Genomic DNA, 12,798 nt, shown 5'->3' with positions numbered 1-12,798 from the left:
TTTTGAATTAATAGTTGACAGACATAGAAATATTGGGTAAGTTATTAAAGGTGCAGCGAACGCAAGCGCGTCAACAAAGCGCTAACAAGTACGCCCCCATCGTCTAGAGGCCTAGGACACCTCCCTTTCACGGAGGCGACGGGGATTCGAATTCCCCTGGGGGTACTTAAAATAAATAAGTTCAAAAAAGGTAGATGAATAGATATCTGCCTTTTTTGTTTGTTTAAAAACTCCAAAATGATTTCTAGAAGCATCAAGGGTTGTTAAAGCATTAGTAAATTGCCCAAACCTTTTTCTTGTGCGGTCTAGGTGTGATTTCAAAATAAAAAATAAATATGGAGCTATGCGGATTCGAACCGCAGACCCCCTCAATGCCATTGAGGTGCTCTACCAACTGAGCTATAACCCCTTACGTGCTTTATTATGCCTCTAATAGTATAAGTTCGTCAACTTAATTAATTTTAAAATTATGAAATTAAAAGGCACAGGGATACTCAGCCATTTGAGCTAAGTAGCCAACGTAGCTTCCCATTAAAAAATATACAACTAACATAGCTGCGGCTGACATCGCTACTAATGTGCCAGCCAGCATTAAGGAAAATTCCTGCTGGTCTACAGCTTGCTGCATTAGGTGTAATGACCAGGCAACCAGAGCCACGTCAAAAATTAGAATAGGAATCAACATATTTACGAAATGTAACAGTTGTTGATTCTAATATTACACAATGTGACGGAGGGATGCCACTGAAGCTGCATCTGTTCTTGCTCAAACAAGACCCTGTAAAAATAGCTACGTTAACCTTACTGGAACCTGATGTTCTGTTAAATGTTGTTTAATTTGAGCAACTGTCAGTTGTCCGAAATGTAGGAGTGAGGCTAAAAGCGCCGCTTCTGCTTTTCCTGCTGTTAGTGCTTCATAAATATGGTCGCAGTTACCAGCGCCACCAGAGGCAATGACAGGAATTTGCACAAGTTCGGCAATTGTGCGTGTAAGCTCTAAATCATATCCTGCTTGAGTTCCATCAGCATCCATGCTGGTGACGAGTAATTCTCCTGCGCCACGTTGTTCTAGTTCTTTTGCCCAAGCGATCGCATCTATGCCAGTATTTTCCCGCCCACCGCGCACGTAAACATCCCAGCCAGGATTAGTAGGATCTAGTCGTCTACGTGCATCAATTGCTACTACAATGCACTGATTACCGAAGCGATCGCTTGCTCGATTAATCAAGCTAGGATCACGTACTGCGGCTGAGTTAATACTGACCTTATCCGCACCTGCTCTTAACAAATATTTAATGTTCTCTAAGGATTGAATTCCACCTCCCACGGTTAAAGGAATAAAAACTTGTTCGGCGGTGCGGTAGACCACATCAATAATTGTGTCCCTGTCTTCGTGGGTGGCGGTGATATCCAGAAACACCAATTCATCTGCACCCGCGTCATTATATGCTTGTGCGAGTTCCACAGGATCACCAGCATCCCGTAAATCCACAAAGTTGACACCTTTAACTACTCGCCCCGCTTTCACATCGAGGCAAGGTAAGATGCGTTTAGCTAGCATGGCAATTTATATTCCTGATTCGCGAAATTATCTAACAACCCGATGATTGGGCAACATGGCGATTATCTCATCAAAACAAAACTCCGAAGAACCAAAAGATCAAACTCAGAAGAGTAGGGGTGTAAGGGAACGCAAAAATATTCCGAAAGCTTCCCCTAAGCCTGAAATATTGCAACCAGTAGCGACAGCAGAGGAGGAGGGGAAGCAAGACGAAAGCATCAGACCTCAACGATTGGCTGATTATATTGGGCAAAAAGATCTTAAGGGTGTCTTAGAAATTGCGATCGCTGCTTCTAAGGGTAGGGGAGAATCACTAGATCACTTGCTGCTTTATGGCCCTCCTGGTTTGGGAAAAACCACGATGTCGCTGATTTTAGCAACAGAAATGGGAGTAAATTGCAAGATTACTTCTGCTCCTGCCTTAGAACGACCTCGTGATATTGTTGGTTTACTGGTGAATCTAAGTCCGGGGGATATCTTATTTATAGATGAAATTCATCGTTTAGCTAGGATGACAGAGGAACTGCTTTATCCAGCGATGGAGGACTTTCGGCTAGATATCACGGTTGGTAAAGGCCCAACTGCCAAAATTCGTAGTATCCCGTTAGCTAAATTTACGTTAGTTGGGGCAACAACTCGCGTCGGTTCACTATCATCGCCTTTGCGCGATCGCTTTGGTTTAATCCAACGACTACGTTTTTATGAACCCGATGAATTAACTTTAATTGTGCTTCGTACTGCTGAGATTCTTAAAACTGAAATAACTGAAGATGGTGCTTTGGAAATTGCCCGTCGTTCTCGTGGAACTCCTAGAATTGCTAACCGCTTATTAAAACGGGTACGGGATTATGCTCAAGTAAAGAAATACCCTCAAATTAATCAAGAAGTAGCATCAGAAGGATTAGAAGTATTTAATGTAGATCCTAAAGGTTTAGATTGGGCAGATCGCTTAATGTTAACTGTAATGATTGAACAGTTTAATGGGGGGCCTGTAGGTTTAGAAGCTGTAGCAGCCGCAACTGGTGAAGATTCTATGACTATTGAGGAAGTATACGAACCATATTTGTTACAAATTGGCTATTTGCATCGCACACCTCGTGGTCGAGTTGTCACACCAGCAGCGAGAAAACATTTAGGCTATGAATAGTTATTTTTTGACAATCATATATAAAAATCACTAGGAGTAAGAAGATTGGAAATAGGTACAACAGAAGCTACGACAGTTGCCCTAAAAAATGTTCTAGAACAAATTTGCCAGATAAGGGGCTGGAAATATGGCGAGATTTGGGTTCCAGATCAAGATGTGCTACGATGCCATCCTGCTGTATATATGGATACGTCGGAAATAGCTGAGTTTAGAAGGTTCTCAGAAGAATTTACGTTTAGAGCAGGTGCGGGATTGCCTGGTCGTGTATGGATGTTTCAAGAAGCGGAATGGATTGAAAATGTCTCGGAACAACCTGCAATTTACTACCGCTCCCATCTTGCCAAATCTGCCGGACTAAAAGCAGCAGTAGGAATACCAATTATTGAATCAGGGGAAGTAAAAGCGGTACTAATATTTTATAGCGATCAAATCCAACCCGCAGATGAGCAACTGATCGCAGCGCTCAAAGATCAAATTCAATCGTTGATATTTCATTCAATTTAAAATTTTTGATTAATGCAATTGCCGGAGAAGGGTTTTAGTATTTTAAAATCTGGCATTGATAACGTAAACTCGGCTCAATTAAAAACAAGTCTATGATTCGTTGGATTCTAAATTTATTAAGTATTGTGCTAGTCGTATTAATGGGGTTGATATATGTGCCTGCGGTAATGGCACAAACCCAGGATGCACCTCAGTTTACAGAATCGGAATTACAGGTAGGGGATGAGTTAGCAGCGAAAGCTATAAACGCGGGCAATAGTGGTAATTTTGCTACGGCTGAACAGAATTGGACAGAATTAATTGAAAAATTTCCTAGTAATCCAGCTATTTGGAGTAATAGAGGTAATGTCAGGGTTAGCCAGAATAAGTTAGAGGATGCGATCGCAGATTATAACAAAGCCATTGAACTTGCTCCTAATGCTACTGATCCCTATTTAAATCGCGGTACAGCTTATGAAGGCTTAGGACGTTGGCAGGAAGCAATTGCTGATTACAATCGGGTGCTAGAACTAGATGCTAAGGACGCAATGGCTTATAACAATCGGGGTAATGCCGAAGCGGGATTAGAAAAATGGGAGAGTGCGATCGCAGATTATCAGAAATCAGCCGAACTTGCACCGAATTTTGCCATAGCTCGAGCTAATTATGCGATCGCACTTTATCAAATTGGGCAAACCACAGAAGCCATCCGCACTATGCGTAATATTATTCGCAAATATCCTCAATTTCCTGATGTCCGCGCTGCGCTTACCGCCGCACTATGGGAACAAGGCAAACAAGGTGAAGCTGAAAGTCACTGGGTAGCTGCTGTTGGATTAGATTTGCGCTATAAAAATTTGGACTGGGTGAAAAATGTGCGCCGTTGGCCTCCAGTGATGGTTGCAGCTTTAGAAAAGTTTATTAAATTGCAATAAATGGCTTCTGTTACGCTCATTGCTGTATCAAAAAAAGTAACCCAAGCAAAACTTAACTAGAAACAAAGTAACTTGAGACTTAACAACTCATGTATCCTTTAAGCAGCCTTGGGTAGCTGCTTTTTTGTTGAGATTATTTCTTCAAAACAGTGGATACAAAATTAACCAATGATGAACTAGCAAACCTAAACCCAAACCAACTAGCGAAACAATTGTCATAATTGCAAAAGTTGGTATTACTTTAAAATCAGCATTGTGGAGGTCTAACCTAGCTAGTAACCCAGAGGAGAGCAATACTAGCACACGCACAAAAGTTTGAAACCACGTCAGCAACGCCACCGCTAAAAAAGATATTGCCAGAATAAAAATTAAAGCTCTAGTATCCGTTTTAAGCGCTCCAGCAAAGAAAATTTGGATACTTCTTAAAGGAAATGTTAAAGCTAAAGCTACCACTACAGCAAAAAATGCTGTTAATAGCCAAACTCGCCAGGATAAAGTCCAGGCATATAATAGCCAACCAAAAGTGATGTAAGTAAGCAGTAGCAGCGCTAAAGATGCCCTGGGCAGTTTTTTCACAAAATACTTAATTAGCCATTGAACTTTTGTTAACTGTTGACGGTTGACTGTTAACTAAGATCGGGTTACAGTTAGCCGTTAACTGTCAACAGTCAGAACGAAAAGTGCAACTTGTAGGCACAGCAGCTTAGTTAAATTAATATATCCTCCAGCGTTTAACTGGAGGAAACATCAAAGTCTAACACACTAAGCAGAACAATCAGGACATGGCTTGAATAATATAATCGAAGTAAGGAGTAGCCGCTACTGCGTCTTCATCACTGAGTAAATCGAGAGCAGCTTTTTTCAAGGCGATAATTGCTTCGACCATGCCTGGAACAGGGACACCGAGGGAATTATACATTTCCCGTACCCCAATCAAACCAATTTTTTCAATTGGTTCTTTGTCGCCAGCAAGTACACCGTAAGTAATTAGACGCAAGTACCAGCCGTAATCACGTATACATAATGCTCTTTGACGCTGACCGTAGGCATTACCGCCAGGAGAAATAAAGTCTGGGCGTTTTTGCCAAAGCTGCTTGCTTGCTTGTTCAACAATTTTTTTCTCATTTTCAGCCAGCGTAGTGGCAATCCGCATCCGCTGTTCGCCAGTTTGAAAAAAATCCTTGATACTCGTGAGTTCGCCCGTGCTGGGATAACGAAGCTCGTCGTCTGCTTTGAGAATAAATTGGCTAATTACACTCATACTATTGCGATCAGTTTGGATATCTTTGTAGTTTACCGACTCTAGGCTACACAAATAAAGACAGGAGAATACTTTGTCCCTACCTAACTTAAATACTATAAATAACCCTGGTGTAGATAGATGGCAACAAGGGGAATTAGTTGAGGTACTGATCGCAGACCTTGCTGATACTGGTGAGGGTGTAGGAAAGCTGGATAATCGAGTGGTGTTTGTTCCTGATACGGTTACAGGCGATCGCGCTCTGGTTCGTTTAGTGCGGGTAAAACCTGAGTACGCTCATGGAAAACTTCACAAATTGTTAGAATTATCTCCTCATCGCATCCGCCCTAGTTGCATCGTCGCAGATAAATGTGGTGGCTGTCAGTGGCAGCATATTGAGTATAAATACCAGCTAGAAGCAAAACGCAATCAGGTAATTCAAGCTATAGAACGAATTGGAAAAATTACCGCTCCAACTGTAGCACCCGCACTAGAGGCATCATCGCCGTTAGGATATCGTAACAAAGCTACCTACCCGCTAGGAATCTCTGCTAGTGGCAATTTACAGGCAGGTTACTACCGTAAAGGTACGCACCACATAGTTAATCTCAATCAGTGTCCTGTACAAGATGAGCGTTTGAATCCCTTGTTAGCGGAAGTTAAGGAGGATATTCAACGACGTGGTTGGGAAGTATATAACGAGGAACAAACACAGCAACCACAAGTTAAGAAGAAAGTCCTGAATAAAAAAGCTCCACAAAAAACAACTGTTGTGGGGAAGGTACGCCATTTGTCTTTGCGGATTGGACGGCGCACTGGCGAAATGTTGCTAACTTTGGTAGTGACAGATTGGAATTTACCAGAAGTTAAGGAACAAGCTCAAGATTGGCTCAATCGCTATCCTGAGCTAGTGGGGGTTTCACTTAATTACAACCCTAATAATACTAATGTCATTTTTGGTGAAGAAACTCGCACTATTGCTGGTGAAGCTTACTTAACAGAAAAGTTTGCTAATCTTGAATTTCAACTGCGCCCTGATACTTTCTTCCAAGTTTATACAGAGCAAGCAGAGGCGCTGTTACAGGTGATTGTAGAAAAGCTAAATTTACAGGGTAATGAGGTATTACTAGATGCTTACTGTGGGATTGGTACTTTCACTTTGCCTCTAGCAAAGCACGTCAAGCAAGCAATTGGTGTAGAAATACACGCAGGATCTATTGAACAAGCGCGATTGAATGCGGAGATTAATGGCATAACGAATGCTAATTTTCAGGTAGGCGCAGTTGAGAAATTATTGCCAAAACTGGATATTCAACCGGATATTGTGCTGATAGATCCGCCCCGGAAAGGATGCGATCGCGCGGTGCTTAATACCTTACTCGAAATGCGACCACGCCAAATAGTTTACATTAGCTGCAAGCCAGCTACTCTAGCGCGAGATCTGAATATTCTTTGCACTCAGGGTGGTTATCAACTTACATACGTGCAACCAGCAGATTTCTTTCCCCAAACATCTCACGTTGAATCAGCCGCTTTTCTCAGGCTTTAAGCAGACTGGTATTTTTTGAGGGTTTCGTTAGAATAGTAGGATGGGGGCTTTTTTTTAGTGCTTTAACTAGAAAAGCCACTCCTCTAGAGGTCACAAGTCAAGCTCATAAAAAACGCCCGCAAACTAGATTGCAGCCTGTCAATACCGAGTTAAAGCTAGAGGTAATTACTGCGTGATTGCTATCTCACTGCGTCCCGTCGGACGGGATTGGGGAACGATTAGCTTCGCTTCTACTCTATTTCTTTGCCCTATTTTGGATCTATTGCTGGCACAGATTCCTAGCAAGCTTCAAGCAGAAATTAGACTAGGTTTGCAAGAAGCCTTAGTCAATGCTGCTAAACACGGGAATCAACTAGATCCCAGCAAGACAGTTGTAGTTCATTTCTCTGTGGTAGATGGAAATTACTGGTGGGTAATTTCTGATGAAGGATGCGGATTTTCTCCCCCTTATAAATGCCATGCTGAGTTAGCAGAGGAACTACCAGAGGAAAAATCCGAAAATGGTCGAGGGGTATGTATTCTACATCAAATATTTGATCAAGTGCAATGGAATTCTCAAGGAACAGAACTTAGACTTTGTAAACAAGTCAAACATAGTTTCCTCAAGAAAGCACTTTTACGCTAATTGCTGCGGTGTCCGTGAGTTGGGCAAGGAGGCGCTGAAATTGACCTATCCAACCAACCGGATGACGTGCGAAATCTCGCTAGTGCTTCTTCTGGCTGATCTTTGAGCAGAAATACCATTGCGGCGGCAGCTTGTTCAGCCGCACGAGCCTTACGGTTAGATTTTAAGCGATGCCAGTCTTTTTCGTTGATCCGCAACCGCTCTGCTAGAGCTTGAGCTAGTTCTAGGGTGGTGAGTTCGTTTAAATTGCTTGTTTGAGAAAGTGGTGTTAGTTCAGGCATATTATAGGCAGGGATTTATTCCTAATTTACTTTACTAATATAGAATTTTGGGATTTCGGTATATCGTGATTTTTAAAATCTCAAATTGTTATGACATTGCCTGAAGAACCATCCCAAGCATTTTCTAAAGACCCAGAGATGAGCGAGATAGACTCTGGTGAGGACGAATTTGAGAATGAACTGGCAAAAGTAGAGCGATCGCTTGTGGCTCTAAAACAACGTTATGCTGAATTGCAGCAAGGGATCAAGCGTCAGTCAGAACTTCAGCAACGCGCACAAGAAGTCCAAAAAGAGTTTCGCCAAAGCCATTTACCCCAATTGCAAGCAGAGTTGCGACGCATACAAAAGCAACTTGCAGAGATAGAAGTTGCTTTAGAAAGTTGTTTACTATCAAAAAAAGATTTGATGGTGCTATTTTGGCAGGGGATCAAGCAGGGATTACTTAGTGAAGTTTTTTGGCAAGTTGTCCGGTTTGGAGGACTTGGGATTGTTATAGGCTGGATACTAAAGTCTTGTGCTAGTTAAGCTTTTAGCTATTAGCGTTTAGCATTTAGCTAAGGCGCAAATAAACTTGTACATTTTTAATTTGGAGAAAACTTATCAAATCCTCTCTCCTCCCTCCTCCCTCCTCCCTCCTCTCCCCCTAAAACATAAAATTTATAAACACAACAGCTTACTATGACACTGCAACGGATTGTAGAGATATTACGCAACGGACAGCCTGATGAGTCAGTAACGATCAAAGGTTGGGTACGGACAAAACGGGAGTTAAAGGATTTTGCCTTTGTAGAGGTCAATGATGGCTCATCCTTGGCTAGTTTGCAAGTTGTACTCAATCCTGACATTCCAGGCTATGCAGATGCGGTTAAGCGGTTAAATACGGGCGCATCTGTGGAAGTTGCTGGTGTGTTAGTGGCTTCCCCTGCAAAGGGACAGCGAATTGAACTTAAAGCGGAGAGTGTGAAGGTTTACGGGGAAGCTGATCCCCAGACGTATCCTTTGCAGAAGAAACGGCACTCATTTGAGTTTTTGCGAGAAATTGGGCATTTGCGATCGCGCACGAATACCCTCAGCGCCGTTTTTAGGGTACGCAACGCTTGTGCTTATGCGATTCACAAGTTCTTTCAAGAAAAAGGTTTCTTGTGGGTTCACACGCCTATCATCAGCGCTAGCGACTGTGAAGGCGCTGGAGAAATGTTTACTGTTACTCGCTTTAATTTACAAGATGTTCCGCAGACAGATAGTAAAAAAGTAGATTACAGTAAAGACTTTTTTGGTAAACAGTCATACCTGACGGTAAGTGGACAACTAGAAGCTGAAGTGATGGCGATGGCTTTTAGTAATGTTTACACTTTTGGTCCTACTTTTCGGGCAGAAAATTCTAATACTTCTCGCCATTTAGCAGAATTTTGGATGATTGAGCCAGAAATGGCTTTTTGTGATTTGCAGGGAGATATGGATCTGGCGGAGGAGTTTCTAAAGTACATTTTTAAATATGTGCTAGAAACTTGTCCCGAAGATATGGAGTTTTTTAATCAACGCATTGATAATTCTGTGCTTGCTACTGCGGACAATATTATTAATAATCAGTTTGAGCGGTTAAGTTATAGTGATGCGATCGCACTTTTAGAAAAAGCAGATAAACAATTTGAGTATCCGGTTAATTGGGGCTTAGACTTGCAATCGGAACATGAACGTTATTTAGCTGAGGAAGTATTTGAAAAACCAGTCATCCTCACTGATTATCCTGTAGAGATTAAAGCATTTTATATGCGTCTCAATGAGGACGCAAAAACTGTTGCAGCAATGGATATTCTTGCCCCCAAAATTGGTGAAATTATTGGGGGTTCACAGAGGGAAGAACGTTTAGATGTGCTAGAACGTAGAATTGAAGCTCAAGGTTTAGATAAAGCTGATTACTGGTGGTATTTGGATTTACGACGTTATGGAACGGTTCCTCATGCTGGTTTTGGTTTAGGGTTTGAAAGATTAGTGCAGTTTATGACAGGTATGGGCAACATTCGTGATGTAATTCCTTTCCCGCGTGCGCCGTTAACTGTGGAGTTTTAGCAAGCCAATATTTATGATTTGCTTAAGTATTAGATAAGAGCTTTTAGAAACCTATCCGAAAAGTGGTTGGAAGAGATTTTTAACCACAGATAAACACAGATAAATAGAAATGTTTATTATCGTAAAATATTGTTTTCGGATAGGCTATTAATTTTGCTGTTTTGCTAATTTATAGTGTGAAATACTAATGAATCCAAATGTTCATCTAAGGGAGGCTTTACCGCAGGAAGACTTTATTATTGCGGAACATTTTTACCAAATGTGGTTAGCCAATCATGTTTTAGCAGATTCAATTCAACCTAATTGGCAACAAATTACGCTTGAGTTCATTAGTCACGCACGCCAGAATTTATGTTATAAAGCGTTTGTGGCAGAGGTGGAAAAACAAGTAATTGGCTCTACCAGTTGTCAGATTTTTGCGGGACTTTATCCTGATATTTTGAAGGCAGAATACCGCAAATATGGATATATTTGGGGAGTTTATGTAGAGCCAGATTACCGAAAAAATGGAATTGGTAAAAGTATTACTAAAATGGCTGTTGATTACCTAAAATCAATTGGTTGCACACGGGCTATTTTAAATGCTTCTCCATCAGGAAAAACAGTTTACTCTGGTTTATGTTTTTCTATATCTAACGAAATGCAGTTAGATTTAATTTAAGGTTGAGGATAAGTTGTAGAGGTAAAACCTAAACAGATTCTCAAGATTAAAAAGCTAACTGCTAATCGCTATACTACACAACAACTGACTCAAACTTCTCCAGCCTAGTAGCTTCTGCCATGTTAGAAATACCATAAATTTTCGGTAGTTGATTAGTTGCGGCTAAAACTTGTCTAACTTCTTGATTAGATATATCTGCCAAATCCTTACCACTCAATAGCGCAATTATTGCAGCTATACCCACTCCACCACCAACAGCTACATTAAATTCTACAATTCTGCCAGCAGAACAAGCATAACCCTCAAACCCCGAACCAGGACCAATAACTGCTAAGTTAGGAACATCTTTGATTAAAGCGTGTTTGATCCCAATATTAAAGATGGGTGCACTAAAACGATTACTTGTAATTAATAAGACGTATGGATACTTTTTAGTTCGACGACGATACTCCCTAGCAGCAGCAACTGCCGCTAATACGCCATATATCTCATCACCGAATACTATGACATCGTAAGCATTTACACTATTTACCATTGCGTAATAACCCCTCTTAACAATTAACAGTTCAGGACTTACGCAGAGATCCCCCTAAATCCCCCTTAATAAGGGGGACTTTGAATTCCCCCCTACTTTTTTAAGGGGGGCTAGGGGGGATCTAGGTTTCAGGCTTTCGGTGCGTAAGTCTTACAGTTTTAATGTTAATTTTAGTCATTTGAATAATCCACCCTAAAAATTAAGATTGGGGAAGTATTTAATTACATCAATTCGATTTGGCAATCCTCGCCAATACTACTCTTAACTATTAACTGATTTAAGCATCTGTCTAAGCTCTTGTCGCCAGTGGGGAGGGTTAGTATTCAAGACAGAGGAAATTTTGCGACATGACAAAACTGAATAGGTAGGACGCTGGGCAGGTGTAGGATATTCAGAGGTTGTGATGGGGATAACGCGCTGAACTTTTAAGGGAACTAGGTTTTTAGCTTCTTCAAAAATAGCAACGGCGAAGTCGTACCAGCTTGCAACGCCACTGTTTGTGTAGTGATATATACCTGGATCAGGTTTGAGGGAAGTTACTTGGGCGATCGCATCTGCGATATCTTTCGCCCAAGTAGGAGTTCCAATTTGATCGGTTACTACTCGCACTTCTTCACGCTCACTTCCCAGTCTCAGCATGGTTTTAACGAAGTTGCTTTTACCGTAAGCACCATAAACCCAAGCAGTTCTTAAAATCAAGTATGACTGACAGTTTTCTTGAATTCCTTGCTCACCAGCGAGTTTAGATTGACCGTAAATACTCAGAGGATTAGTTATATCCTCTTCAGTGTAGGGATGATTTTTGGAACCATCAAAAACATAATCAGTAGAAACATGAATTAGTATTGCTTTTAGCTTTTCGACTTCTTGAGCAAGAATTGTCGGTGCGATCGCATTAATCATTCTCGCTGTTTCAGGTTCCTTTTCGGCTTGATCGACAGCAGTGTAAGCCGCAGCATTAATCACTATCTGAGGCTGGACTTGTTGAACTAATTCACGAATCTGATCGGGTTGGGATAAATCTAAAGTTTTCCTGTCAACAGCAACCACTTCCCCGTAGGGTATAAGCGTCTGTTGTAATTCTTGACCTAGTTGACCTGCACTACCAACAATTAGAATACGGCTCATGGGTATACTTCCGCATTTTTAAATAGCTGACCTGCTTGGTCTTTGGCGGATAAAAGCGGTGGCGAATTTAGTTGCCAATCAATGTTTAAATCTGGATCATTCCATAGGATAGTGCGATCGTATTGCGGTGCATAATCTGCTGTTGTCTTATACAACACCTCAGCTACTTCTGAAACAACTAAAAACCCATGGGCAAATCCTGGAGGAACCCAAAATTGGCGTTTATTTTCAGCACTGAGAATGCAGCTAACCCATTTCCCAAACGTGGAGGAACTGTGACGTAAATCTACAGCTACATCAAATATACTCCCAGAAATTACTCTAACTAACTTTCCTTGTGGCTGTTGGATTTGGTAATGTAGACCCCGTAAGACATTTTGCTTAGAAAAAGAATGATTATCTTGAACGAAATGAGTTTTTATTTTAGTCTGTTCACTAAATAATCTTTCGTTATAGCTTTCAAAAAAAAATCCTCTGTCATCCGCAAATACTTTAGGTTCGAGGATCAAAACGTCGGGGATGGTAGTAGTTACTATATTCATCGCTAAACTTATCTTTTCTCAGCTTGCGTTGCAACCGCATT

Annotated in this window: 16 protein-coding genes and 2 tRNA genes; 9 read left to right on the top strand and 9 right to left on the bottom strand. The window is 41.3% G+C overall.

Annotation, left to right across the window (positions count from 1 at the left end):
• Positions 1–92: 92 nt before the first annotated feature.
• Positions 93–165: transfer RNA gene (locus CRI9333_RS08770), tRNA-Glu, on the top strand.
• 171 nt (positions 166–336) lie between these two features.
• On the opposite strand, the gene CRI9333_RS08765 is transcribed toward CRI9333_RS08770, so the two are convergent.
• The 3 genes from CRI9333_RS08765 to hisF form a co-directional block, all read right to left on the bottom strand.
• Positions 337–409: transfer RNA gene (locus CRI9333_RS08765), tRNA-Ala, on the bottom strand.
• Between the two features lie 66 nt (positions 410–475).
• Positions 476–685, bottom strand: coding sequence for a hypothetical protein (locus tag CRI9333_RS08760; protein ID WP_015202806.1), 210 nt, complete (start codon positions 683–685; stop codon positions 476–478).
• A 105-nt stretch (positions 686–790) separates the two neighbouring features.
• Positions 791–1,561 carry an imidazole glycerol phosphate synthase subunit HisF gene (gene hisF, locus CRI9333_RS08755; RefSeq protein WP_015202805.1) on the bottom strand — a complete coding sequence of 257 codons (771 nt, stop codon included), beginning with the start codon at positions 1,559–1,561 and terminating at the stop codon, positions 791–793.
• 55 nt (positions 1,562–1,616) lie between these two features.
• Here hisF and ruvB point away from each other — a divergent pair, with 55 nt between their 5' ends.
• From ruvB to CRI9333_RS08740, 3 genes are all read left to right on the top strand, one after another.
• Entirely contained in the window at positions 1,617–2,708 is a 1,092-nt protein-coding gene (gene ruvB, locus CRI9333_RS08750; protein ID WP_015202804.1) for a Holliday junction branch migration DNA helicase RuvB, read from the top strand.
• 45 nt (positions 2,709–2,753) lie between these two features.
• Complete coding sequence (locus CRI9333_RS08745; protein ID WP_015202803.1) at positions 2,754–3,212, top strand: GAF domain-containing protein; 459 nt, start codon at positions 2,754–2,756, stop codon at positions 3,210–3,212.
• Positions 3,213–3,304: 92 nt separating this feature from the next.
• Complete coding sequence (locus tag CRI9333_RS08740; protein WP_015202802.1) at positions 3,305–4,126, top strand: tetratricopeptide repeat protein; 822 nt, start codon at positions 3,305–3,307, stop codon at positions 4,124–4,126.
• Positions 4,127–4,267: 141 nt separating this feature from the next.
• Here the strand turns inward: CRI9333_RS08740 and CRI9333_RS08735 are convergent, their stop codons facing one another.
• Together CRI9333_RS08735 and apcD are read right to left on the bottom strand one after the other, a co-directional pair.
• On the bottom strand, positions 4,268–4,702 hold the full coding sequence (locus CRI9333_RS08735) for a hypothetical protein (protein WP_015202801.1): 435 nt from the start codon (positions 4,700–4,702) through the stop codon (positions 4,268–4,270).
• Between the two features lie 199 nt (positions 4,703–4,901).
• Positions 4,902–5,387 carry an allophycocyanin subunit alpha-B gene (gene apcD, locus CRI9333_RS08730; RefSeq protein WP_015202800.1) on the bottom strand — a complete coding sequence of 162 codons (486 nt, stop codon included), beginning with the start codon at positions 5,385–5,387 and terminating at the stop codon, positions 4,902–4,904.
• Between the two features lie 73 nt (positions 5,388–5,460).
• Here apcD and rlmD point away from each other — a divergent pair, with 73 nt between their 5' ends.
• Both rlmD and CRI9333_RS08720 read left to right on the top strand, forming a co-directional pair.
• Entirely contained in the window at positions 5,461–6,915 is a 1,455-nt protein-coding gene (rlmD, locus tag CRI9333_RS08725) for a 23S rRNA (uracil(1939)-C(5))-methyltransferase RlmD (RefSeq protein ID WP_015202799.1), read from the top strand.
• A gap of 172 nt (positions 6,916–7,087) precedes the next feature.
• The gene (locus tag CRI9333_RS08720) at positions 7,088–7,540 is read left to right on the top strand and encodes an ATP-binding protein (RefSeq protein WP_015202798.1); all 453 of its coding nucleotides are present in this window, start codon (positions 7,088–7,090) and stop codon (positions 7,538–7,540) included.
• Here the strand turns inward: CRI9333_RS08720 and CRI9333_RS08715 are convergent.
• Entirely contained in the window at positions 7,537–7,821 is a 285-nt protein-coding gene (locus tag CRI9333_RS08715) for a DUF6439 family protein (RefSeq protein ID WP_015202797.1), read from the bottom strand. The two genes, CRI9333_RS08720 and CRI9333_RS08715, sit on opposite strands and share 4 nt — an antisense overlap.
• A 90-nt stretch (positions 7,822–7,911) precedes the next feature.
• Between CRI9333_RS08715 and CRI9333_RS08710 the strand changes: the two genes are divergently transcribed.
• The 3 genes from CRI9333_RS08710 (at position 7,912) to CRI9333_RS08700 (ending at position 10,552) form a co-directional block, all read left to right on the top strand.
• Positions 7,912–8,346, top strand: a complete 435-nt coding sequence (locus CRI9333_RS08710) for a hypothetical protein (RefSeq protein ID WP_015202796.1) — start codon at positions 7,912–7,914, stop codon at positions 8,344–8,346.
• 153 nt (positions 8,347–8,499) lie between these two features.
• Positions 8,500–9,891 (top strand): asparagine--tRNA ligase, encoded by a 1,392-nt coding sequence (asnS, locus tag CRI9333_RS08705; RefSeq protein ID WP_015202795.1) that lies wholly within the window; start codon positions 8,500–8,502, stop codon positions 9,889–9,891.
• Positions 9,892–10,078: 187 nt separating this feature from the next.
• Positions 10,079–10,552, top strand: coding sequence for a GNAT family N-acetyltransferase (locus tag CRI9333_RS08700; protein ID WP_015202794.1), 474 nt, complete (start codon positions 10,079–10,081; stop codon positions 10,550–10,552).
• Positions 10,553–10,625: 73 nt separating this feature from the next.
• On the opposite strand, the gene CRI9333_RS08695 is transcribed toward CRI9333_RS08700, so the two are convergent.
• The 3 genes from CRI9333_RS08695 to rfbC form a co-directional block, all read right to left on the bottom strand.
• Positions 10,626–11,087, bottom strand: coding sequence for a hypothetical protein (locus CRI9333_RS08695; protein ID WP_015202793.1), 462 nt, complete (start codon positions 11,085–11,087; stop codon positions 10,626–10,628).
• Positions 11,088–11,348: 261 nt separating this feature from the next.
• The gene (gene rfbD / locus CRI9333_RS08690) at positions 11,349–12,215 is read right to left on the bottom strand and encodes a dTDP-4-dehydrorhamnose reductase (RefSeq protein ID WP_015202792.1); all 867 of its coding nucleotides are present in this window, start codon (positions 12,213–12,215) and stop codon (positions 11,349–11,351) included.
• Positions 12,212–12,757: a dTDP-4-dehydrorhamnose 3,5-epimerase gene (rfbC, locus tag CRI9333_RS08685; RefSeq protein WP_015202791.1), complete on the bottom strand. Its 546-nt coding sequence runs from the start codon at positions 12,755–12,757 to the stop codon at positions 12,212–12,214. Before rfbC ends, rfbD begins: the two co-directional genes overlap by 4 nt.
• Positions 12,758–12,798 lie beyond the last annotated feature (41 nt).

This window comes from Crinalium epipsammum PCC 9333 (genome assembly GCF_000317495.1).
In the GTDB taxonomy this organism is placed as follows: Bacteria; Cyanobacteriota; Cyanobacteriia; order Cyanobacteriales; family PCC-9333; genus Crinalium; species Crinalium epipsammum.
The sequence above is the reverse complement of the archived record's forward strand: the minus strand, read 5'-3'. Positions and strand labels throughout refer to the sequence as shown.

Excerpts from the sequence above, each read along its gene's own strand:
- CRI9333_RS08760 (WP_015202806.1), bottom strand. The coding sequence starts at position 685 with ATGTTGATTCCTATTCTAATTTTTGACGTGGCTCTGGTTGCCTGGTCA.
- hisF (WP_015202805.1), bottom strand. The coding sequence starts at position 1,561 with ATGCTAGCTAAACGCATCTTACCTTGCCTCGATGTGAAAGCGGGGCGA.
- ruvB (WP_015202804.1), top strand. The coding sequence starts at position 1,617 with ATGGCGATTATCTCATCAAAACAAAACTCCGAAGAACCAAAAGATCAA.
- CRI9333_RS08740 (WP_015202802.1), top strand. The coding sequence starts at position 3,305 with ATGATTCGTTGGATTCTAAATTTATTAAGTATTGTGCTAGTCGTATTA.
- apcD (WP_015202800.1), bottom strand. The coding sequence starts at position 5,387 with ATGAGTGTAATTAGCCAATTTATTCTCAAAGCAGACGACGAGCTTCGT.
- CRI9333_RS08715 (WP_015202797.1), bottom strand. The coding sequence starts at position 7,821 with ATGCCTGAACTAACACCACTTTCTCAAACAAGCAATTTAAACGAACTC.
- CRI9333_RS08710 (WP_015202796.1), top strand. The coding sequence starts at position 7,912 with ATGACATTGCCTGAAGAACCATCCCAAGCATTTTCTAAAGACCCAGAG.
- asnS (WP_015202795.1), top strand. The coding sequence starts at position 8,500 with ATGACACTGCAACGGATTGTAGAGATATTACGCAACGGACAGCCTGAT.
- CRI9333_RS08700 (WP_015202794.1), top strand. The coding sequence starts at position 10,079 with ATGAATCCAAATGTTCATCTAAGGGAGGCTTTACCGCAGGAAGACTTT.
- CRI9333_RS08695 (WP_015202793.1), bottom strand. The coding sequence starts at position 11,087 with ATGGTAAATAGTGTAAATGCTTACGATGTCATAGTATTCGGTGATGAG.
- rfbD (WP_015202792.1), bottom strand. The coding sequence starts at position 12,215 with ATGAGCCGTATTCTAATTGTTGGTAGTGCAGGTCAACTAGGTCAAGAA.
- rfbC (WP_015202791.1), bottom strand. The coding sequence starts at position 12,757 with ATGAATATAGTAACTACTACCATCCCCGACGTTTTGATCCTCGAACCT.